At 73.9% G+C, this 19,926-nt stretch carries 21 protein-coding genes, 1 tRNA gene and 1 pseudogene; 15 read left to right on the forward strand and 8 right to left on the reverse strand.

Going from position 1 to position 19,926, the window contains the following annotated elements:
• Positions 1 to 32: 32 nt before the first annotated feature.
• Positions 33 to 896 (reverse strand): alpha/beta hydrolase, encoded by an 864-nt coding sequence (locus ACGFX4_RS27435; protein ID WP_393079595.1) that lies wholly within the window; start codon positions 894 to 896, stop codon positions 33 to 35.
• Between the two features lie 93 nt (positions 897 to 989).
• Between ACGFX4_RS27435 and ACGFX4_RS27440 the strand changes: the two genes are divergently transcribed.
• Together ACGFX4_RS27440 and ACGFX4_RS27445 are read left to right on the forward strand one after the other, a co-directional pair.
• Positions 990 to 2,153: a hypothetical protein gene (locus ACGFX4_RS27440; RefSeq protein WP_393079597.1), complete on the forward strand. Its 1,164-nt coding sequence runs from the start codon at positions 990 to 992 to the stop codon at positions 2,151 to 2,153.
• Between the two features lie 30 nt (positions 2,154 to 2,183).
• A complete protein-coding gene (locus ACGFX4_RS27445) occupies positions 2,184 to 2,636 on the forward strand; it encodes a VOC family protein (protein ID WP_393079600.1) in 453 nt (150 codons plus the stop codon).
• A gap of 12 nt (positions 2,637 to 2,648) precedes the next feature.
• Here ACGFX4_RS27445 and ACGFX4_RS27450 read toward each other — a convergent pair whose 3' ends face one another.
• Complete coding sequence (locus tag ACGFX4_RS27450) at positions 2,649 to 4,253, reverse strand: helicase HerA-like domain-containing protein (protein WP_393079603.1); 1,605 nt, start codon at positions 4,251 to 4,253, stop codon at positions 2,649 to 2,651.
• A gap of 123 nt (positions 4,254 to 4,376) precedes the next feature.
• On the opposite strand from ACGFX4_RS27450, the gene ACGFX4_RS27455 reads away from it, so the two are divergent.
• Positions 4,377 to 4,673 carry a type II toxin-antitoxin system VapB family antitoxin gene (locus ACGFX4_RS27455; protein WP_014136828.1) on the forward strand — a complete coding sequence of 99 codons (297 nt, stop codon included), beginning with the start codon at positions 4,377 to 4,379 and terminating at the stop codon, positions 4,671 to 4,673.
• A 178-nt stretch (positions 4,674 to 4,851) separates the two neighbouring features.
• Entirely contained in the window at positions 4,852 to 5,571 is a 720-nt protein-coding gene (locus ACGFX4_RS27460; RefSeq protein WP_393079606.1) for a LytR C-terminal domain-containing protein, read from the forward strand.
• Positions 5,572 to 5,681: 110 nt separating this feature from the next.
• Here ACGFX4_RS27460 and upp read toward each other — a convergent pair whose 3' ends face one another.
• Positions 5,682 to 6,317 carry a uracil phosphoribosyltransferase gene (gene upp / locus ACGFX4_RS27465; RefSeq protein ID WP_345697986.1) on the reverse strand — a complete coding sequence of 212 codons (636 nt, stop codon included), beginning with the start codon at positions 6,315 to 6,317 and terminating at the stop codon, positions 5,682 to 5,684.
• A gap of 129 nt (positions 6,318 to 6,446) precedes the next feature.
• Here upp and ACGFX4_RS27470 point away from each other — a divergent pair, with 129 nt between their 5' ends.
• The 10 genes and pseudogenes from ACGFX4_RS27470 to ACGFX4_RS27515 all read left to right on the forward strand — a co-directional run bounded on the left by ACGFX4_RS27470 (position 6,447) and on the right by ACGFX4_RS27515 (position 12,100).
• Entirely contained in the window at positions 6,447 to 6,650 is a 204-nt protein-coding gene (locus ACGFX4_RS27470; RefSeq protein ID WP_393079609.1) for a hypothetical protein, read from the forward strand.
• A gap of 251 nt (positions 6,651 to 6,901) precedes the next feature.
• The gene (locus ACGFX4_RS27475; protein WP_393079612.1) at positions 6,902 to 7,468 is read left to right on the forward strand and encodes a hypothetical protein; all 567 of its coding nucleotides are present in this window, start codon (positions 6,902 to 6,904) and stop codon (positions 7,466 to 7,468) included.
• 29 nt (positions 7,469 to 7,497) lie between these two features.
• On the forward strand, positions 7,498 to 8,037 hold the full coding sequence (tadA, locus tag ACGFX4_RS27480) for a tRNA adenosine(34) deaminase TadA (protein ID WP_393079615.1): 540 nt from the start codon (positions 7,498 to 7,500) through the stop codon (positions 8,035 to 8,037).
• Positions 8,038 to 8,081: 44 nt separating this feature from the next.
• Positions 8,082 to 8,171 (forward strand) — tRNA-Ser (locus ACGFX4_RS27485).
• 88 nt (positions 8,172 to 8,259) lie between these two features.
• Complete coding sequence (locus ACGFX4_RS27490; protein ID WP_393079618.1) at positions 8,260 to 8,463, forward strand: HEAT repeat domain-containing protein; 204 nt, start codon at positions 8,260 to 8,262, stop codon at positions 8,461 to 8,463.
• A gap of 374 nt (positions 8,464 to 8,837) precedes the next feature.
• A complete protein-coding gene (locus ACGFX4_RS27495; RefSeq protein WP_393079620.1) occupies positions 8,838 to 8,978 on the forward strand; it encodes a hypothetical protein in 141 nt (46 codons plus the stop codon).
• Positions 8,979 to 9,077: 99 nt separating this feature from the next.
• Positions 9,078 to 9,371, forward strand: a complete 294-nt coding sequence (locus ACGFX4_RS27500; protein WP_345697991.1) for a Dabb family protein — start codon at positions 9,078 to 9,080, stop codon at positions 9,369 to 9,371.
• Positions 9,372 to 9,879: 508 nt separating this feature from the next.
• Positions 9,880 to 10,440: pseudogene (locus tag ACGFX4_RS27505) on the forward strand (SigB/SigF/SigG family RNA polymerase sigma factor); the annotation flags it as partial.
• Between the two features lie 244 nt (positions 10,441 to 10,684).
• A complete protein-coding gene (locus tag ACGFX4_RS27510; protein ID WP_393079623.1) occupies positions 10,685 to 11,587 on the forward strand; it encodes an RNA polymerase sigma factor SigF in 903 nt (300 codons plus the stop codon).
• A gap of 129 nt (positions 11,588 to 11,716) precedes the next feature.
• Positions 11,717 to 12,100 (forward strand): hypothetical protein, encoded by a 384-nt coding sequence (locus ACGFX4_RS27515; protein ID WP_393079626.1) that lies wholly within the window; start codon positions 11,717 to 11,719, stop codon positions 12,098 to 12,100.
• 42 nt (positions 12,101 to 12,142) lie between these two features.
• Here ACGFX4_RS27515 and ACGFX4_RS27520 read toward each other — a convergent pair whose 3' ends face one another.
• The 5 genes from ACGFX4_RS27520 to ACGFX4_RS27540 all read right to left on the reverse strand — a co-directional run bounded on the left by ACGFX4_RS27520 (position 12,143) and on the right by ACGFX4_RS27540 (position 19,204).
• Positions 12,143 to 13,057 (reverse strand): tyrosine-protein phosphatase, encoded by a 915-nt coding sequence (locus ACGFX4_RS27520; RefSeq protein WP_393079629.1) that lies wholly within the window; start codon positions 13,055 to 13,057, stop codon positions 12,143 to 12,145.
• A 92-nt stretch (positions 13,058 to 13,149) separates the two neighbouring features.
• A complete protein-coding gene (locus tag ACGFX4_RS27525; RefSeq protein WP_345697995.1) occupies positions 13,150 to 13,350 on the reverse strand; it encodes a hypothetical protein in 201 nt (66 codons plus the stop codon).
• Between the two features lie 184 nt (positions 13,351 to 13,534).
• Positions 13,535 to 14,440: a C40 family peptidase gene (locus ACGFX4_RS27530; protein ID WP_393079632.1), complete on the reverse strand. Its 906-nt coding sequence runs from the start codon at positions 14,438 to 14,440 to the stop codon at positions 13,535 to 13,537.
• Positions 14,437 to 15,759 (reverse strand): SPFH domain-containing protein, encoded by a 1,323-nt coding sequence (locus ACGFX4_RS27535; RefSeq protein ID WP_393079635.1) that lies wholly within the window; start codon positions 15,757 to 15,759, stop codon positions 14,437 to 14,439. The genes ACGFX4_RS27530 and ACGFX4_RS27535 overlap by 4 nt, the downstream gene beginning before the upstream one ends.
• A gap of 190 nt (positions 15,760 to 15,949) precedes the next feature.
• A complete protein-coding gene (locus ACGFX4_RS27540; protein WP_393079638.1) occupies positions 15,950 to 19,204 on the reverse strand; it encodes an Ig-like domain-containing protein in 3,255 nt (1,084 codons plus the stop codon).
• Positions 19,205 to 19,497: 293 nt separating this feature from the next.
• Between ACGFX4_RS27540 and ACGFX4_RS27545 the strand changes: the two genes are divergently transcribed.
• Positions 19,498 to 19,923, forward strand: coding sequence for a globin family protein (locus ACGFX4_RS27545; protein ID WP_393079641.1), 426 nt, complete (start codon positions 19,498 to 19,500; stop codon positions 19,921 to 19,923).
• The last annotated feature ends 3 nt before the right edge of the window (positions 19,924 to 19,926 follow it).

The raw sequence follows: 19,926 nt of genomic DNA on the forward strand, positions 1-19,926 counted from the left end.
CCCTTGGGGGTTGAGGCGCAGTCTACGGACCGTCAGGCCCCGGTCAGTTCCGCCACCGCCGCGCCGAGCTCGGTGTCCGTCCGGCCGAGGTCGAGCGGCAGGTCGAAGTGGTTGCGGCCCTTCACCACCAGCTCCCGCAGCGCCGTCCCGGCGGCCCGCGCGGCGGCCGCGAACTCGGCCTGCTGGCGGCCGAACTCCGCCGTCTCGTGCTCGCCGAGCGCGATCACCAGCGGCGGCAGGCCGGCCTCGGGCAGGGCGTTCGCCAGCAGGTGGAGCGGGCTGTTGCGGCGGGCGCCGTCGGCGTCCAGGCCGAGCGGCTCGTTGACGTAGCTGAGGGCGATCGGCTCCAGGTCGTAGACGCCGCTGAGCAGCACCGCGCCGGCCACCCGGCCGGCGATCCGCGGGTCGAGCAGGGCCATCGCGACCAGGTGGGCGCCGGCCGAGCTGCCGCTGAGCCAGACCCGGGCCGGGTCGACGCCCAGCTGCTCGGCGTCGTCGAGCAGCCGGAGCACGGCGCGGCGGACCTGGCCGACGATCGCGTCGAGGTCCCAGCCGGGCGCGAGGCCGTAGCCGACGGCGGCGAAGGCGGCGCCCCGCCGGACGAGGTCGGGGGCGGCGAAGGCCGAGTCGGTCTTGTCCAGCTCCTGCCAGTAGCCGCCGTGGACGTACACGTGCAGCGGCGCGGGGCCGTCGGCGCCCTCGGCCGGGAAGAAGTCGGTCCGCTCGGGCGCCCCGGGGCCGTACGGCAGGTCGCGGCGCACCGTCAGCTCGCGGTACGCCGACTCGCTGACCGCGGTGGCGTGCGCCAGTTCGGCGCCCATGTCGGCGACCATGCTGCTGGGCGAGTACTCGCGGTCGAGCTCCGCCTGTCCGAACCCCCGGTAGACCGCCGTCATGCCGCACCCCTCGCCCAGCCATCAGGTATAGACCATTGCGGGGCGCCCGGATAGCGTGGAGGTCCCCGCACCACCGTTCTCCGGAGCCGCCCCGTGGAGTCGTCCGTCCTCGCCTTCGCCACCGATCTGCTCGACGAGGGGGCCGACACCTTCTTCGGCAACCTTACCGACCGGGCCGGGGTCGGCGGCGTCACGCTCGCCTCGGTCTACCACGAGGCCCGGGACGTCTTCCCGCACAACCCGCGCCGGGTGATCCGCTACCTGGAGCCGGGCGCCGCGTACTTCCGGCCCGACCCGGCCCGCTGGGCCGGCCGCCGGCTCGCCCCGGTGCCGTCGACCGCGATCGGCGACCGCGACCCGTTCGCCGAGGCCGCCGAGGAGACCCGCCGCCGCGGCCTCAAGCTGCACGCCTGGACGGTCTTCTGCCACAACGACCGGCTCGGCTTCGCCCACCCCGACTGCTCCCCCGCCAACGCCTTCGGCGACCGCCACCTCACCGAGCTCTGCCCGGCCAACCCCGAGGTCCGCGCGTACGCCCACGGCCTGGTCGAGGAGCTGGCCCGGTACGGCGTGGACGCGATCCGCGCCGAGTCGCTGCACTTCCACGGCCTGCGCCACGGCTACCACCACGAGCGCTACTTCGAGGAGCTCGGCCCGGTCACCGAGGCGCTGCTCGGCATCTGCTTCTGCCCGCACTGCCGGGCCGCCGCCGAGCACGCCGGGGTGGACGCCGACGACGTCCACCGCGCCGTCCGGGACGAGCTGCGCGCCCGGATCGCCGACGAGGAGCGCGCCCTCGCCCCCGCCGCCCTGGACGGCCTCGCCGACGGCGCCGTCGCCGCGTACCTGGACGCCGCCACCCTGACCGTCACCTCGCTCGCCGCCGAGCTCGCCGAGGCGGCGGCCGGCCACGGCATGCGGCTGACCTTCATGGACGGCGGCGGCCCGGGCCAGGGCTGGCTCTCCGGCATCGACCTGCCCGCGCTCGCCAAGGCCGTGCCGCAGATCGAGACCCTGGGCTACGCCAAGTCCCCCGAGGACGTCCGCGAGAAGGTCGCCGCCTTCGCCCTGCACGGCGTCCGCCCCGAGCAGATGGCCGTCATCCTGCGTCCGATGGCCTCCGACTGCGACGGCCCGGCCAACCTCGCCGCCAAGATCGCCACCCTGCGCGAACTGGGCGTTCCCGAGGTCGAGTTCTACAACTACGGCCTGATGCGGCTGTCCTCGATGGACCGGATCGGCGCGGCGCTCGGCTAGCTGTCGCACCCCTGGGCGACAGTGGGAGGCATGCCCCTGCACTGGAAGCTCGTCATCGACTGCACGGACGCCCCCGCCCTCGCCGAGTTCTGGGCGGCGGCGCTGGAGTACGAGGTGGAGGACCCCAGCCCGCTGATCGAGCAGCTGCTCGCCGCCGGGCACCTCCCCGAGTCGGCCGTCGTCCACCGCGGCGGCCGCCGGCTCTTCGGCGGCGCCTGCGGGATCCGCCACCCCGAGGACCCGTACGACACCACCAGCGGGGTCGGGCACGGCCGGCGGCTGCTGTTCCAGGAGGTGCCCGAGCCCAAGTCCGGCAAGAACCGGCTGCACCTCGACGTGCACAGCGGCCCGGCCGGGCTGGACGCGCTGGTCGCCCGGCTGGAGGCGCTCGGCGCGAGCCGGCTGCACGAGGTCGACAAGGGCCCCGCGGGCCACTGGTGGGTCATGCGGGACCCCGAGGGCAACGAGTTCTGCGCGGCCTGACCCGCCGCGAGGTCAGCGCTTGCGGCGGGAGGTCCCGAAGATGCTGCGGCTGATCTCCCGCCCCAGCTGCGTGCCCGCCGAGCGGGCGAAGGACTTCAGCGCCGGGCTGCTCAGCAGCGAGCCGAGCAGCCCGCCCTCCTCCTTGCGTCCCTTCCGCTCCTCGGCCCGCGGCTCCGGCTCGGCCGCGGGTTCCGGCGCCCCCGCGGGCTCGACGGCCGGCGGGCGGGTCAGCTTCTCGTAGGCCGACTCCCGGTCGACCGCGTCCCGGTACTTGGCGGTCAGCGGCGAGGCGTCCACCGCCGCCCGCAGCGCCGCCGGGTCCACCGGCCCCATCAGCGACTGCGGCGCCCGCAGCCTGGTCGCCGCCACCGGCGTCGGCGCCCCCCTCTCCGACAGCACCGTCACCACCGCCTCGCCGGTGCCCAGCCCGGTCAGCACCTCGGCCAGGTCGTACGAGGACTTCGGGAACGTCGACACCGTGGCCTTCAGCGCCTTGGCGTCGTCCGGGGTGAACGCGCGGAGCGCGTGCTGCACCCGGTTGCCGAGCTGGGCCAGCACGTCCGCCGGCACGTCCTTCGGGGTCTGGGTGACGAAGAAGATGCCGATCCCCTTGGAGCGGATCAGCCGCACCGTCTGGGTGATCGCCTCCAGGAAGGCCTTGGAGGCGCCCTTGAAGAGCAGGTGCGCCTCGTCGAAGAAGAACACCAGCTTCGGCCTGTCCAGGTCGCCGACCTCGGGCAGCTCCTGGTAGAGGTCGGCCAGCAGCCACATCAGGAAGGTGGAGAACAGCCTCGGCCGGTCCTGCACCGCGGGCAGCTCCAGTACCGACACCGTGCCGCGCCCGTCCGCCGCGGTGCGCAGCAGCTCCGCGGTGTCGAACTCCGGCTCGCCGAAGAACGCCCCGGCGCCCTCGTTCTCCAGCACCGTCAACGACCGCAGGATCACCCCCGCGGTGGCCGCCGACAGCCCGCCGATGCCCTTCAGCTCCTCCTTGCCCTCCGGCGAGGTCAGGAAGGAGATCACCGCGGTGAGGTCCTTGAGGTCGTACAGCTCCAGGCCGCGCCGGTCCGCGTAGTGGAAGACCAGGCCGAGCGAGGCCTCCTGGGTCTCGTTCAGCTCCAGCACCTTGGACAGCAGCAGCGGGCCGAAGCTGGTCACGGTGGCCCGGACCGGGATGCCCGCGCCCTGGCCGCCCAGCGCGTAGAACTCGGTCGGGCAGCCCTGCGCCGTCCAGTCCTGACCGACCTCGGCGGCCCGCGCGGCCACCCTGTCGTTCGCCGCGCCAGGCGCGCAGATGCCGGAGACGTCGCCCTTGACGTCGGCGAGGAAGACCGGCACGCCCTGCGCGGAGAGCTGTTCGGCGATCAGCTGCAGCGTCTTGGTCTTGCCGGTGCCGGTCGCCCCGGCGACCAGCCCGTGCCGGTTGAGCACCCCGAGCGGGATCCGCACCTGGGCGTCGGGGTAGGCGGTGGTGCCCTGCAGCGCGGCGCCCAGCTCCAGCGCCGGGCCGGTGAACGCGTACCCGGCGGCGATCTGCAGGACCGCCTCCGGCGGGGCGGCGGGGGTGGTGGCGGGCGGGGCGGTCGGCGCTGCGGCGTTGCGGTCGGCGGTGGTCATCGCGACGGGCTCCCGTACATAAGGGGATGAAAACGTCATTCCCATCAAAACCTCGGCTGCCGCGCCGCGCAGGTCAGGTCCGGCGTGCTGCGCCCGGAGTGCCCCGAACGGTAGGCTTTCCGTGTGATCTTCAAGCGCATCGGCAACGGACGCCCGTACCCGGATCACGGCCGGACCAGCACCCGCCAGTGGGCGGACGTCGCGCCGCGTCCGGTGCGGCTGGACCAGTTGGTGACCACCAAGGGTCAGCTCGACCTCGAAACCCTGCTCGCCGAGGACTCCACGTTCTACGGCGACCTCTTCGCCCACGTGGTCAAGTGGCGGGGCGACCTCTACCTGGAGGACGGGCTGCACCGCGCGGTCCGGGCCGCCCTCCAGCAGCGCCAGGTCCTGCACGCCCGCGTGCTGGAGATGGACTGACCGCTCGTCATCCCCACCCCGGGCCGCTCACCGGCGGCGCGGGTACATCCTTTCGAGTGCCCTCGTACTCCAGATGATGATCATTTAGTACGTTCGCAGCGTAGTCGCACTAATCTGCTGACAAGGCCGCGTCGCGGTCCCCGGAATCCGCCCCGGCACCTCTTGGGGGAGACAGACCATGAGCATGTTGACTCCCCAGGGTTTGAAGGGGAAGCAGTACCGGATCACCGGCAACTCGTACCCGCGCCTCGGCCGCCCGCCGCGCCGCAGCCGCAAGGTGCTGGCCGCGATCGGCGGCGTCCTCGCCCTGGCCCTGGTGGCCCTCGGCGGCGTCCAGCTGTTCGACATCTTCACCGGCAAGGGCAAGAACGCCACCGCCCAGGCCTGCGCGACCCCCGCCGCCTCCGGCAAGCCGCTCGCCGCCCCGGTCCCGTCCGGCTCGGCCGGCGCCCCGGCCGCCTCGGGTGCACCGGCCGCCGCCTCGGGCGCCGCGGCCCCGGGCGCTCCGGCCGCGAGCAGCACCGCCGTGCCCCAGCCGCAGGCCGTCACGGTCAACGTGTACAACGCCACCGACAAGTCGGGCCTGGCGGCACGGACGGCCGAGGAGCTCAAGAAGCGCGGATTCACCGTGGGCAAGGTCGGCAACGCGCCGACCGCGCTCGGGAAGGTGCCCGGCACCATCCAGGTGGTCAGCGGCCCCGGCGGGCTCGGCGCCGCGACCCTGCTGAAGTCGCAGGCCGCCGGCGCCACCGCCACCGAGGACACCCGCGCCGACGCCACCGTCGACTTCGTCATCGGCGACACCTACGCCGCGCTGCTCGACCCGACCCAGGCGGCCGCCGCGCTCGCCGAGGCCACCAAGCCGGTCACCCCGACCCCGGCCCCGGGCAGCTGCTGAGCCGGAAGCGAAAGCGAGAGGGGAGCCCCGTCCGGGGCTCCCCTCTCTGCGTTCCGTGCGGGCCGCGTTCCGTGCGGGCCGCGTTCTGTACGGCCGCGTTCCGTGCGGTTTCAGCCCGCGGTGCCGTAGAGGCGGTCGCCCGCGTCGCCGAGGCCCGGGACGATGTACCCGTGCTCGTTCAGGCGCTGGTCGAGCGCGGCGGTCACCACGGTGACGGGCTGGCCGGCGAGCTCCTTCTCCATCAGCGCGACGCCCTCCGGCGCGGCCAGCAGCACCACGGCGGTGACGTCGGTCGCGCCGCGCTCCAGCAGCATCCGGATCGCCGCCACCAGCGTGCCGCCGGTCGCGAGCATCGGGTCGAGCACGTACACCTGCCGCCCGGACAGGTCGTCCGGCATCCGGGTCGCGTACGTGGACGCCTCCAGCGTCTCCTCGTTGCGGACCATGCCGAGGAAGCCGACCTCGGCGGTCGGCAGCAGCCGGGTCATGCCGTCCAGCATGCCGAGACCGGCCCGCAGGATCGGCACCACCAGCGGACGCGGGTAGCTCAGCCGGGTGCCCTGGGTGACGGCGACCGGGGTGGTGATCTCGACCTCGTCGGTGCGGACGTCCCGGGTCGCCTCGTACGCGAGCAGGGTCACCAGCTCGTCGGTGAGCCGGCGGAAGGTCGGCGAGTCCGTGCGCTCGTCGCGCAGGGTGGAGAGTTTGTGGGCGACCAGCGGGTGGTCGACGACGTGGAGGCGCATGTACCCGACGATAACGGCCGCGAGCACGTACGTACGACTCGCCGCGTCCGGCCCCGCCCTTTGTGTCAATGACCGAAGCATCGTCCGCGCTGTGGTATCAAGCGGACACTTCTGGGAAAGTCGGACTCTATGAAGAGCAACCCGGTGATCGGGCCCGGCTCGACAGACGAGTCCCAGCCCAAACCTGAGACCGAGGCGGAGCGGCGCAAACGTCGCGCCGTGTTCCTCCGCGAGCTCGCGGAGGCGCGCGAACTGCGCGCCCGCGTCCAGCCGAGACGCACCAAGGAGCGCCGGATGCGCGAAGCGATGCGGATGCGAACCTTCCGGATCTGACCCGCCATCCGACCCCTCCACGCCCTCCCGGCGGCCCCCCACCGGCGTTTTGCCCGCCTTCGGCCGACCCCCGGCCGACCATTCCGACACGACCTGCGAAGACGCGGTGCCGAACACCCCCCGCAGCGGCGGGCTTTCTGTCACGATGCGGTGGGACGGTCCGAACAGCGGACCGCCTGATGGCGCGGGGGCGGCCGGACCGCACCCGCCCGAGATGCCGACAGCCGAGACCAATCTTGGGAGTGTCCCTGGTGGCGTACTTCGCTGCAGTGCTTGCTCGCACCGGTGCCGGGTGGGATGTGAGCGAGACGGAACTCGACGACGTGGAAACCCTGGCCGACCTTGCCGATCTGGCCCGCGAGGCCGCCGAGGACGAGGACACCGTCCTGGTCTTCATCGAGCAGGAGGACGCGTGGTTCGCGGTCGTCAGGGTGGACGGTGAGGACGATCCGCGGATCTTCGTCTCCGATGCCGCCGCGGCCGCCCGCAGCTCCTACGGCGCCGTCCTCACCGACGAACTGATCGAACAGGACGGCGAGGCCGACTTCGACGACCTCGACAACCTGGTGGCCGAACTCGACGACGAGGACGCCGCGTCCGGCACGGACGAGGACGACGACGAGGACGACGCGGACACCGCGACCGGCCTCGGCGCCGCCCCGGTCGGCCCGCTCGGCGACTCCGAGATCCTCGCCGAGTACGGCCTCGGCGCCGGCGACCTGATGGCCCTTGCCGGGGAGGGCGCCGACTCCGGCGACGCCCTCGCCGAGATCGCCGAGGCGCTCGGCTGCGGCGAGGTCCTGGAGGCCGTTCGGTAACGGCGGCACCGGTGCCCGACACTGGGTCCATGCAGCCCGCCCCCGCCCCGACCGCCGCCGATCTCGACACCACCGGGATCCGGCCGCTGCCGGCCCCGGTGCGCCCCGACCCGGTCCGCGACCGGTGGACCGGCCCGATGCGCCTCGCCATGGACGAGGCCGCCCGGGCCACCGCCACCGGTGACGTACCGGTCGGGGCGCTCGTGCTCGGGCCGGACGGCAGCGTGCTCGGGCGCGGCCACAACGTCCGCGAGGCGGTCGGCGACCCCACCGGCCACGCCGAGGTGGTCGCCATCCGCGAGGCCGCCCGCGCCGTCGGCGAATGGCGGCTCGGCGGCTGCACCCTGGTGGTCACCCTGGAGCCCTGCACCATGTGCGCCGGGGCGATCGTGCTCTCCCGGATCGACCGCGTCGTCTACGGCGCCCTCGACCCGAAGGCCGGCGCGGCCGGGTCGCTCTTCGACGTGATGCGCGACAACCGCCTCAACCACCGCCCCGAGGTCGTCCCCGGCGTCCTCGCCGACGAGTGCTCCGCCCAGCTCCTCGCCTTCTTCGACACCCACCGCTGATACGGATTTCGTCCCACCGCGACCCGTCCGGTAGAGTCTCCCTCGGTAGCGTGTCCGAGCGGCCAAAGGAGCACGCCTCGAAAGCGTGTGTGGGGGCAACTTCACCGTGGGTTCGAATCCCACCGCTACCGCCAGCATTCCGAAGGGCCCCGACCGGAGACGGTCGGGGCCCTTCGGCGTTCCCGGGCGGCGGGGGCCGGTGCGGCGGGGGCCGGTGCGGCGGTGGCGTTCCTGGTGGCGCGGGCGGGGGCGGACCCGGATCCGGGGGTGCGGGTGGAGGCGTTGCGGGCGTTGGCGTTCCACTGGCCGGAGGAGACGGCGACGGCCTCGGCGCTGGCCGCGGGGGCGGCGGGCGACGAGGCCGGGGAGGTGCGCGAGGAGGCGGCGCGATTGGTGGGTGCGCTCGCGGAGCTGCGCGCATTCTGAGCGAAGGGGAGACGAAGGGTGGGGCGCCCGTCCCGGGGGGACGGACGGGCGCCCTGGCGGAGGTCCCACTACCGGTGCCGCGTCAGGGGGGAAGCCGCGGCGCCGGTCCCACAGCGGGGACCTCCGGACCCACGTACCGGGGATTCCTGCCAGATCCTCGGTACATCAACCATCCTGCCGGGGCGGCGGGGCGGGCACATCCGGAGAAAGGCCTCTGCAGGGAGGACCTTCGTCCCGGCGGGTGAACAGGGTGCTGACGGCTTGGGCCGAACGGTGGATAAGCTGCGCGCAGGAGGAGGGACGCCCGGGGACAAGGCGGCGGCCCGCGCCAGGGAAGGCAGGCCCGTTCGATGGCTCAGGCGAAGAAGATCGGCATGTGGCTCCTGCTCATCTTCGTCATCTACACGATCATCACCTCGCCGCAGCGGGCGGCGGAGCTGGTCCAGTCGGGCTTCGTCGGCATCTCGGACGCGGCGAAAGCGGTCGGGACGTTCATGACCGGGTTGGTGTCGTAGCGGGCCCGACCGGATGGTGGGCAGCGGCGCTGGGCGGCGGGCGCGGGCGGTTACGGTGGCGGGGTTCGACAACCCTCACCATCCGCGAGGAGCGGCACCGTGATCCGACACCTGGTCCTGTTCAAGCTCAATGAAGGCGTCGCCAAGGACGACCCGCGCGCGCTGGCCGGCGCTAAGGCGTTCGAGGAGCTGGGTGCGCTGATCCCTGAGCTGCGCGAGTGGGAGTGCGGCTGGAACACCACCGACCGCGACATCGCGTACGACTACGCGATCAACAGCCTGGTCGAGGACCGCGAGGCGCTGGTCGCGTACCTCGGCCACCCGGCGCACCAGGCCGCCGCCGGGCAGTGGCGCGAGTTCGCCACCTGGGTGATCGCGGACGTCGAGGTCTGAGTCCGGCACCACCCGGACGGCCCAGAAGTCGCACACGCACGACCCTTGCAGCCCCTCGCCGATGACCGCGGCGGGGGGCTGCGGTGCGTCCGAACGCCGAATCGACGGGCCGTCAACACGCCTCGGCGTGGTGCTTGCCCGGCTGCCGAGCAACTTGTGATGCTATGACCGGTTTTGCCGGATATGGCGACCCGCGACGGCAGCGAGGTGGTGAGCGCGGCCCGACCAGCAGACAGGCGGCGGCCTCTTGATCGCAGGTTCGACTAGGGAGGGGTGACGGTCCGTGCGGACACAGGACAGCGCACCGGAGGACGGGTTGGCGCAGGAGCTGAAGGACGAGTCGGCCGAGGAGCTGACCGCCCGCCGGCCCGGCGCGGCCGGTGCGCGTGGTTCGGTGGACGTGCGGACGCTGACCCGGGTGCTGTTCGAGCGGCTGGCCGAACTGCCCTCCGGCACCCCCGAGCGGGCCCGGGTGCGGGCCGCACTGATCGAGATCAACATCCCGCTGGTGCGGTACGCCGCGACCCGCTTCCGCAGCCGCAGCGAGCCGATGGAGGACATCGTCCAGGTCGGCACGATCGGGCTGATCAACGCGATCGACCGGTTCGACCCGACCCGGGGCGTGCAGTTCCCGACGTACGCGCTGCCGACCATCCTCGGCGAGATCAAGCGCTACTTCCGGGACAACGTCCGCACCATGCACGTGCCGCGCCGGCTGCAGGAGCTGTGGGTGCAGGTCAGCAGCGCGATGGAGGAGCTGACCGTGGTCCACGGGCGGGCCCCCAAGGTGCCCGAGATCGCCGCCAACCTGCGGATCCCCGAGGAGGACGTGCGGGCCTGCCTGGACGCCGGGCGGGCGTACAACGCCGCCTCGCTGGAGGCCGCACAGGAGCACGAGGGCGGGCTCGCCCTGCTCGACCGGCTCGGCTACGAGGACTCGGCACTGGCCGACGTGGAGCACCGCGACATGGTCCGCCACCTGCTGGTGCAGCTGCCCGAGCGGGAGCGCCGGATCATCATGCTGCGCTTCTTCGCCAACCTCACCCAGTCGCAGATCTCCACCGAGCTGGGGATGTCCCAGATGCACGTGTCCCGGCTGCTGTCACGGATCCTGACGCGGCTGCGGACCGGGAACGCGTGGGAGGAGTGAGGCGCGGCCGCGCGGCAGTCGCTCCGCGTTACCGCAGTGTGACATTTCGCGATGTTCGGGTTTGCCGGACTCGGCGGGCCGGTATTGACCTGGAGGACGCCGTCAACCGGGAACCACTGTGTGGTGGTGACCGTTGAACAGTCAGTCACGAGGGGGTGGGCGCATGTCCGCAGAGCTGGGCAGTGCGGTGGCAGGGGCCGTCCAGGACGTTCCCGCCGTCGAGGCGGTCGGGGTCGTGGAGCTCGTCGAAGTCGCCGAGGCCGCGCCGGCCGGGGCGGAGGCCGCGATCGAGGTGGTCGACCGGGCGCTGGACACGCGGACGCTGTCGCGCTCGCTGTTCCGCCGCATCGCCGCCCTGGAGCCGGGCAGCGCCGAGCACACCTACGTGCGCGACACCCTGATCGAGCTCAACCTGCCGCTGGTCCGGTACGCCTCCGCGCGCTTCCGCAGCCGCAACGAGCCGATGGAGGACATCGTCCAGGTCGGCACGATCGGCCTGATCAAGGCGATCGACCGGTTCGACCCGGACCGCGGGGTGGAGTTCCCGACCTTCGCCATGCCCACCGTGGTCGGCGAGATCAAGCGCTTCTTCCGCGACACCAGCTGGTCGGTCCGGGTCCCCCGACGCCTCCAGGAGCTGCGGCTGGCCCTCACCAAGGCCGGCGACGACCTCTCCCAGACGCTCGACCGCTCCCCCACCGTCCCCGAGCTGGCCGTCTACCTCGGCGTCAGCGAGGAGGACGTGGTGGAGGGCCTCGCCGTCGGCAACGCCTACACCGCCAGCTCGCTCGACTCCGCCCCCAGCGAGGACGAGGGCGGCGACGGCCCGCTCGCCGACCGCCTCGGCTACGAGGACCTCGCCCTCGAAGGCGTCGAGTACCGCGAGTCGCTCAAGCCGCTGCTCGCCAAGCTCCCGCCGCGCGAGCGCCGGATCATCATGCTGCGCTTCTTCGGCAACCTCACCCAGTCCCAGATCGGCGAGGAGATCGGCATCTCCCAGATGCACGTCTCCCGGCTGCTCACCAAGACCCTCGCCCAGCTCCGGGACGGCCTGATCGCCGAGTGACGGCCTGATCGCCGAGCGACGGCCCGCTGCGCGACGGCGGCCCCGCAGGCGGGGCGGCAAGGGTACTCATCCGTACGGTGAGTACTTCCGCTCTGCCCGCGGGGCCGGCCATCACGGGATGCTCGGGGCATGCGATCGAAGCCCCTGAACCCCGCCTCCGCCCTGCTGCTCGCCCTGGTGCCGATGGCCGCCTGGGCCGCCTGGCTCGGCTGGGACCAGCTCCGCGACGTCCACCCCGACGGCTCCGAGACGGGCCCCTACGAGGCCTGGCAGGTCATCGGTCTGGTGCTGACCCTGCTGCCCGCCGTCTGCTGGGCGGCGTACCGGCGACGCGTCGCGGACGCGGTGGTCGGCACCACGGGCGGGCTGGTCGCCGCCGTCGGGTACGACTGGTGGGACGACGGCGGCATCCTCCTCGTCGGCCTGGGCATGGTTGCCGCCGGCTGCCTGGGAGTGACCGTCCTGGTCTCCGCCCTGGTCACCGCCGTCACGCCGGAGCGCCCGCAGGGCTGACCCCGCGGGCGGTCGGCCGCACGACCCCGCCGGCCAGCGGGGTCAGGGGTGCAGCAGGTTGACGCGCAGGCCGTCGAGGACGGCCCCGTCCAGACCGAGGCCGGCCTGCCAGAAGTGGTCGAAGTCGTCCCAGCCCGCGGAGACCTCCTCGAAGGCGGCTTCGAGGTAGCCGCGCTCGGCGCGGAAGACCGGGAGGAGCAGCTCGGGCTCCTTCATCAGGCCGCGGGTGTAGAAGGTGTCGACAATCTGGTCAACGATCGCGGCGGAGCGCTCGTTGGTCAGCAGGTAGTCCTCGAACACGGTGTCCCGGTCGACGCCGAGGGCGGTAAGGACCAGCGCGGCCGTCCAGCCGGTGCGGTCCTTGCCGGCCGAGCAGTGGAAGAGCAGCGGGGTGCCGTCCGGCTCGGCGAGCAGGCGGATCACCGTGGCGAAGCGCTCGCGGGCCAGCCGGTCGGTGACGAACCAGCGGTACAGGCCGGTCATCAGGCCGGCGGCCCGGCCGTTGCCGAGCAGGGCGCGCTGCTTGTCGGCGTCCCGGTCGGCCAGGGCGTCACGCAGCGCGACGTAGATGTCGAAGTCCGCGGCGAAGACCGGCAGGTGGTGCAGGGTGATGCCGTCGGGGGTGGCCCGCTCGACGGTGACCGCGGTGCCGGACAGCTCGGCGGCGGCGATCTCGGCCACCGGCAGGCCCGGTATCCGGTCCGGACCGGCCTCGCGGACCTCGTCCAGGCTGCGCAGGTCGACGACCTGGCGCAGGCCGTGCGCGGCGAGCGCGGCCAGGTCGGTCTCGCCGAGCCGGTGCAGGGCGTCGGCGCGCAGCGCGGTGCCGTGCCGCAGCACCCGGCCGTCCCCGGTGCGGTAGCCGCCCAGGTCGCGGGCGTTGACCGCGCCGGTCAGCCCCAGGCTGCGGGCTGGCTCTGGGGCCTGGACGGCGGTCTCGGCGGGCTGCGCGGTCACGGGGCCTCCAGAGGGCACGGGCGAGATCGGGGCGGGTGTCCGCCCAGTCTAGGTCCGTGCCCTGACGCGCACCCTGCCGCGCGAGGCGGGAACTACTTGACGGCCAGCCAGATCACGCCGACCACGACCACCAGCGCCAGGACGGCGGAGATCGCGATCAGCGGGGTGCGGCTGGAGGAGGAGGTGCTGCCGTAGGTGTTGACGGTGCCCGGGGCCTGCGGGGCCGGGGCCTCGTCGACGAACGCCCGGAACATCTGCGTGCTGCCGGCGGGGTCGTAGTCGTTGTCAGCCATGGCAAGGGACTCTAGCCAACCCGGCAGCTCCCACGACAGTCCGGTACCCCCGCCGATTGACGTTCTCCACGGGGTTCTCACCTCGGGCGACGTCCGCGCGCCTCTGTCCACAGGCTGTGGACAGAGGCACGCGGGGGTTCGGGGACGGGGGTCGCGGGCGGGTCGGGAGCCGGTCGGGGGCGGGTCAGGGGCGGCCGAAGAAGTCCGGGTAGTAACCGCTGGTGAGGCGGGAGACCCGGACGTTCTTGCCGGGGCGGGGAGCCTCCACGTACGTGCCGTCGCCGAGGTAGATCGCGACGTGGTGGATGCCGGAGACCCGTCCGTTGCCGGACCAGAAGACCAGGTCGCCGCGGCGCAGCCGGCTCGCGCTGATCGGGGTGGCAGCCCGGTACTGGTCGTCGGCGACCCGGGGGGTCTCGACGCCGGCCCGGCGGTACGCCTGCTGGACCAGGCCGGAGCAGTCGAAGCCGTTCGGGCCGTTGCCGCCCCACAGGTACGGCTTGCCGACCTGGGCGAGCGCGTAGGAGATCGCGGCCTCGTATCCCGCGCGGGAGGGCGACTGGGGCTGGGCCTGCCCGGTGGATCCGGTGGACCCGGTGGAGCCAGTGCGGGCCTGGTAGGTGCTGAGGTACTTGGTGTAGCGCCACTCGCCCGCGGCGTTCCTGAACCAGTACACCGAGCCGTCCCAGCCCTGGCGGATGCCGCCGCCGGAGCTCGACACCGCGCCGGACGGGCCGGCTGAGCCGGTGCGGGCCCGGTAGGTGCTGAGGTACTTGGTGTAGCGCCACTCGCCGGCCGCGTTCTTGAACCAGTACACCGAGCCGTCCCAGCCCGGCTTGGCAGGGGCGGGCATCGCCTCCGCGGTACCGGCACCGAGGCCGAGGCCCAGCACGCCGGCGCCGGCCAGCACGGTGGTGGCGAGGCAGGTGGAGCGGACGGCCCGGTGTATTCGGCCGCCGGGCCGCCCGCCGCTCTCGGCCCGCCGCGCCGGCACCGACGAGCAGTGGCGGCAGCGGCAGTCCTGGGTGAACGTCTCGTCGAAGCCGGGCAGCGCGGAGGCGTCGGCTATCGCTTCGGTCGTCGTGGTCACGCGGGCTTTCCTTCCTTGCGCACCGTACGGGCGGCCGGCGCGGGCACCGAGGCGGTGACCCCGGCCGGGGCGACGAAGGCGACCAGCAGCTGCTCCATCAGCGAGCTGCGGGCGGCCTCGTCCAACTCGTGGGCGGTGGCCCGTTCCAGGCGGCGGACGGCGAGCGCGGCCGCCTCGACCGCGTCGTCGACCAGGACCGTGCGCAGGCCCGCGTCCAGGTCGGCGAGCCGGCGCCGGCGCATCGACTCGGCGACCTCCGGGGCGTAGTCCAGGGCCAGCGGCTGGACCGAGTAGACCTCGATGCCGGCCGGGGCGGTCTCGGCCGCCAGCGCGCGGGTGAGCTCGTCGGCGAACCACTGGCCGTCGCGCAGGGCCGGGCCGGGTGCCGAGTTCGAGTCGCAGGGCAGCGCGGACGAGGTGCGGGTCAGCACCGCCTGGGTCTGCTCCCGCAGGTACGTCTCGTGCTCGGCGATGCCGAGGGTGACCCGGGCGGTGTCCTTGACCCGCCAGACGATCAGCAGCCGGACCACCAGCGGGGTGCCCGCCCGGTCGGTGACGTGGACCGGGTCGCTGCGCCAGTGGCGCAGCCGGACGTCCACGCGGCGGCGGCGCACCAGCGGGTTGACCCAGAGCAGGCCGGTCCGGCGGACGGTGCCGCGGTAGCGGCCCCAGCGGGTGAGCAGCCGGGTCTCGCCGCCCGGGTTGGAGAGCAGCCCGGCGAGGGCGAGCAGCACCAGCAGGCAGGCGCCCGTGACGACGCCGATCGCCAGGTCGGTGACCTCGGGCCGGCCGCTCGCCCGGGCGGCGTCGCTGCGGACGTCGGGCAGGACGTCCAGCTGCGGGATCAGGCCGGTCCAGGCCAGCACCAGGACTACGCCGGCCACGCCGAGCAGGATCACCAGCAGGGGGATCCAGCCCGGCAGTGCGAACGCCCGGTGCTCCCGGATCGACTGGTCCGCGCGCGGCGGGCGGCGGGTGGCCGGCGAGTCGGCGGCGGTGGGGTGCTCGGCGGGCACCGCGGCGGGACGGGCCACCGGCGCAGCGCCGTGCCGGTCCGCGCCGTGCCGGTCCGCGCCGAGGTGGTCGCCGCCGAAGTGGTCGCCGCCGAAGTGGTCGCCGCCGAGACGGTCCGCGCCGATCGGCTCGGTGAGGACCTGGGTGGCCTCCAGCTCGTCCTCGGGCGGCGGGAGCGGCTTGATCAGCGGCTTGGCCACGGCGCGCGCGACCGCTTTGGTCAGCTGGGTCGCACCGACCGGGGCACCCGGTACGGCGGGGGGCCAGGAGTTGGGTCGCGGCGAAGAATCGCGGGTGACGTCCATGCACGGATCCTCGGGGTCGGTGTGTCGCGCAACGGGCGGCCCGGATCTGACGGGCAGTGCCAGACTCAGGCTAGGTTGATAAGTCATCAAATGCGACATTTCGCCTGACGGCGTGTCGGTCGGGGCCGGCCCGGCGCCGGGCGATCCCACCCGCTCCGACCTGCGAGAACGGGTGGGATCCGACGGGCCGTCAGCGTCGCCGGGAGCCACTTCCGCGGCCGAACACCCGGCGTGTCACCAGACCCAGCGCGGCCAGGATCAGCAGGACGCCGCAGGCGAGGCCCCGCCAGCCGCTCGACGACGAGTTCTGCGTCGTCGCCATCGGGCCGGGCGGCGGAGCGGCGGGCGTACCCGCGCCCCTGGCCGCCGCCTCGGCGCCGGCGACCGCGTCGGCGCCCTCACCGTCCGCCGGGCGGGCGACACCGGGCCCCCGCGCGCCCGGCGGCGCCCCGGCCGCCGGGGAGGACGGGCCGGACGCCACCGCGGAGGCCGACGCCGAGGCAGCGGCGGAGGCCGTCACGGCCGGAGACGCCGACACGGACACGGACCCGGAGGCGGGCGCGGCAACAGGGGACTTGGAGGCCGCTGCGGCGAGCGGGTCAACTGCCGGGCCGCCGCTCGGGGACGCTCCCGGCGGGGCCGGGGTGGACGGCAGGCCCGGGACCGGCGAGCCGACCGACGGGGCGGCGGGCGAGGGAACAACGGGCGAGGGAGCAGCGGGGGACGGCGAGGTGGGCGACGGCGAGGCCGGCGGCGCCACGGCGGGGGCGCTCGGTACGGCCGAGCCGGAGGCTGCGGATGCGCTCGGCGCGGGCGAGTCGGAAGCCGCCGCGGCATCGGAGCCGCTCGGGGACGGCGCCGCGGCAGCGGACGTGCCCGGGGACGGCACGGCCGAGGCGGAGCCGACCGGGACAGCCACCGGGGGCAGGAACGGCAGCAGCACCGGCGGTACCACGATCGGGAGCAGCCCGGGCGGGAGCGGGACGGTGAGGTCCGGGCCGTCCGAGGGCGAGGCGCTCGGGGACGGCCCGGTCGAGCCGCCGGCCGCAGCAGAAGCAGACGCGGACGCGGACGGTGAACCGGAGGCGGGCACCGATGCCGACGGGGAGCCGGACGTCGAGGCCGAACCGGACGCCGAGGCAGACGCGGAGGACGGACCGGATCCGGAAGCAGAAGCAGAAGCAGAGGCGGAGGCGGACGGCGACGCCGAGACGCTCGCACTCGCACTCGCACTCGCACTCGGCGAGGGTGTCACGGACGGCGACGGCGACGGCGAGGCCGGCGGAATGGCCGGGAGGGAGACGTGGACGGTGACGGGCTCCCCCGCGGTGCCGTTGCCCGCGCGGTCGGTGGCGGTGGCGAGCAGGGTCTGCTCACCGTCCGTCAGGTCGCGGACGGCGGTGCACGCCCACGTCCCGTCGGTCGCCGCGACGCCGCTGCACAGGGTGGCGCGTTCGCTGCCGGTGGCGCGGACGGTGACGGTGACCGTGGTGCCGGGTTCGGCCCGGCCGGTGAGCCGGGGCCGCGCGGTGCGGACGGTCTCGCCGCCGGCGGGGCCGGTCAGGGTGGGCCGGGCGGGGGCGACGGTGTCGACGGTCAGTGCGACGGGCTTGCCGTCGGTGCGGTTGCCGGCGGCGTCCACGGCGACGGGCTGGAGCTGGTGGCGCCCGTCGGGGAGGTTCTCGACCGGGAGGCAGGACCAGCTGCCGTCGCTGCCGACGGCGGTGCTGCACAGCTCGCCGCCGGTGCCGGGGCGGCCGCCGACGGGGGTGACCGCCACGGAGACGGTGGAGCCGGGTTCGCCGAGGCCGGTGACCAGCAGGCCGGGGTCGTTGGTGAACTCGGGCAGGGTGAGCTGCGGGGCGTTCGGCGGGGTGGTCTTGACGGTCAGTCGGACCGGTTCGCCGCGCAGCACCATGCCGCCCTTGGTGGTCTCCACCGCGACGAGCGTGTGCCGGCCCTCGGCGAGCGGCCGTTCGGGACGGCAGGACCAGGTGCCGTCGGACCCGGCCCGGGTGGTGCACAAGGTGGTGTCGCCCTCGGTGATGGCGACGGTGGCGCCGGCCACCGCGCCCTCGCCGCGGAAGGTGGGGCGCGGGTCGGCGGTGACGGTGCCGCTGACGGGTCCGGAGATCTCCGGCTGCGCGGTGGCGACGGCGATGTTGATCTTCTGGTCGAGGACCTGGCCGGAGTCGGCGAATCCGCCGGAGCCGACGAGTTGGGCGCCGCTGCGGGCGATCCGGAGCCGGGCCCAGGTCTCGCCGCCGGCCGCGCCCTTCTGGACGTTCCACTCCAGGGCGGCGGTCGTCGCGCCGGGCTGGACCTCGGCCTGCACCCGCTCCAGCGGGTCGAAGCGGCCGTTGTGGTCGAAGTCGATCCAGCCGGCCAGGGTGGCGGGCCCGGCACCGGCGCTGACCGGGACGTCCAGCCGGTAGTAGCGGCCGACGGCGGCCTCGGCGGGGAACTTCAGGGTCGGGTCGGCGCCCTGGTACTCGCCGCGGCCGGGCTGGAGCTGCGGCGGCGCCGGGTTGGCCCACTGGCTGCGGCGGCCGGCGCCGCCGTCGAGCTGGACGGCCGGTCCGGGGTCGGAGGGCGGCGGCGCGGGGGCGTTCGGCCCGGGCAGCAGGGGCCGCTGGACGGTCTGTGCGAGTCCGGGACGGGAGCGGGCGGCGCCGGCCGAGGCGTCCTGGCCGAGGAAGAGGTCGGAGATGACGTGGGAGGCGTTGCCGTACCCCGCGGGGGCGGTGCCGAGGCCCTCGTCGAGGGTCACGGTATAGGCCTGGCGCAGCGTCGCGGGCGGCGTGGTGGAGCCGGCCCGGGCGGTGGAGCGCTGTTCGACCCGGAACGTCACGGTGGCGACGGTGCCGCCGAGTTCGAGGGTGCCGGTGCCGTCCCGGTCGCCGTCGGTGCTGCCGTCACCGGCCGGGGCGAGCTCGCCGGGGGCGACCGTCCAGCCGGTCCAGGGGGTGCGGCCGACCAGGGTGGGGGCGCCGGGCGAACCGCCGGCGACGGTGAGCCTGGTGGCGGTGCCGGTGGTGCCGGTCCTGCCGGTGGCGAGGCCGGCCAGGCCGCTGAGGTGCAGTCGGGGGTTGCGGACCGGCCGGGAGAAGGTCACCTGGAGGGTGCCCAGGGTGCGCCAGGAGCCGTCGGCGACGGGCCGCTGCTCGGCGACCTGGAAGGTCTCGGCGGGATCGCCCGCGCGCATGCCGTCGGTGTAGACGGCGCTGCCGCCGACGCGGTCCGCGAGCTTTCCGGGAGCCGCGGTGGCCTTCACTCCGGGGAGGGGGGAGAAATCCAGCTGGATGGCGAACCCGGAGGGCAGCACGGCACGCCGGTCACCGTTCCAGGAGTCGGGTGACTGCTGTGCCGCGACAGGGGTCGAATTCAGGCCGGCCAGGAGCCCGGTGGCGAGAAACACCGCCGCGCTCCGGGTGACTGCGCACATCCGGCTCTCCTCTCGGTGTCGTCCGCCAAGTCGCTGTCCCGGTGTGGGATCTGACACGTCAGTACATCCGACAAAAGGGAATCACGATCGAGAGTCCGTCATACTGCGACACTTGTCCTTTCGCCCGACTACCACCCGATTGGTGGTCCCCCGCGCGCGGCGTAGGAACAGGTCGGAGGCGTGAAGGTTGCGGCATTGGAATGGCTACTCAACGGAACGTTACTGACCAGTTCTTGACCATTCATCAACCTGATCTGTTCGAATTGGCCCGCTTATCAGTAGAGTCGACGCCCGTGACGATTAATCCCGTTCTCATCAAGAGCAGCTACGCCGCGATCGAGGCGCACGGCAGCGAGGTGACGGCCCACTTCTACCGTCACCTGTTCGAGCACCACCCGGCGGTCCGTCCGCTCTTCGCCGAGCACCTGGACGAGCAGCAGGACCGGCTCTGGGCGGCCATCGGCGCCCTGGTCACCCACCTGGAGGACACCGAGACGCTGGTCGGCGTCCTGGAGGGCCTCGGCCGCCGGCATGCGGGCTACGGCGCGCTGCCCGCGCACTTCCCGGCCGTCGGCGGGAGCCTGCTCGCCACCCTCGCGCACTTCGCCAGGGACGCCTGGACGCCCGAGACCGAGGAGTCCTGGACCGCCGTCTACGGCGTGGTCACCGACGTGATGGGCCGGGCACTGACCGCCGAGCTCGCCACCGGCTCCGCCTGAGGC

The sequence above is a fragment of the Kitasatospora sp. NPDC048365 genome (assembly GCF_043200835.1).
Classification (GTDB): domain Bacteria; phylum Actinomycetota; class Actinomycetes; order Streptomycetales; family Streptomycetaceae; genus Kitasatospora; species Kitasatospora terrestris.

Coding starts and splice junctions, on each gene's coding strand:
- ACGFX4_RS27445 (WP_393079600.1), top strand. CDS start 2,184: ATGCCCCTGCACTGGAAGCTCGTCATCGACTGCACGGACGCCCCCGCC.
- ACGFX4_RS27510 (WP_393079623.1), top strand. CDS start 10,685: ATGTCCGCAGAGCTGGGCAGTGCGGTGGCAGGGGCCGTCCAGGACGTT.
- ACGFX4_RS27435 (WP_393079595.1), bottom strand. CDS start 896: ATGACGGCGGTCTACCGGGGGTTCGGACAGGCGGAGCTCGACCGCGAG.
- ACGFX4_RS27460 (WP_393079606.1), top strand. CDS start 4,852: ATGAGCATGTTGACTCCCCAGGGTTTGAAGGGGAAGCAGTACCGGATC.
- ACGFX4_RS27470 (WP_393079609.1), top strand. CDS start 6,447: ATGAAGAGCAACCCGGTGATCGGGCCCGGCTCGACAGACGAGTCCCAG.
- ACGFX4_RS27525 (WP_345697995.1), bottom strand. CDS start 13,350: ATGGCTGACAACGACTACGACCCCGCCGGCAGCACGCAGATGTTCCGG.
- ACGFX4_RS27495 (WP_393079620.1), top strand. CDS start 8,838: ATGTGGCTCCTGCTCATCTTCGTCATCTACACGATCATCACCTCGCCG.
- ACGFX4_RS27535 (WP_393079635.1), bottom strand. CDS start 15,759: ATGGACGTCACCCGCGATTCTTCGCCGCGACCCAACTCCTGGCCCCCC.
- ACGFX4_RS27540 (WP_393079638.1), bottom strand. CDS start 19,204: ATGTGCGCAGTCACCCGGAGCGCGGCGGTGTTTCTCGCCACCGGGCTC.
- ACGFX4_RS27450 (WP_393079603.1), bottom strand. CDS start 4,253: ATGACCACCGCCGACCGCAACGCCGCAGCGCCGACCGCCCCGCCCGCC.
- upp (WP_345697986.1), bottom strand. CDS start 6,317: ATGCGCCTCCACGTCGTCGACCACCCGCTGGTCGCCCACAAACTCTCC.
- ACGFX4_RS27515 (WP_393079626.1), top strand. CDS start 11,717: ATGCGATCGAAGCCCCTGAACCCCGCCTCCGCCCTGCTGCTCGCCCTG.
- tadA (WP_393079615.1), top strand. CDS start 7,498: ATGCAGCCCGCCCCCGCCCCGACCGCCGCCGATCTCGACACCACCGGG.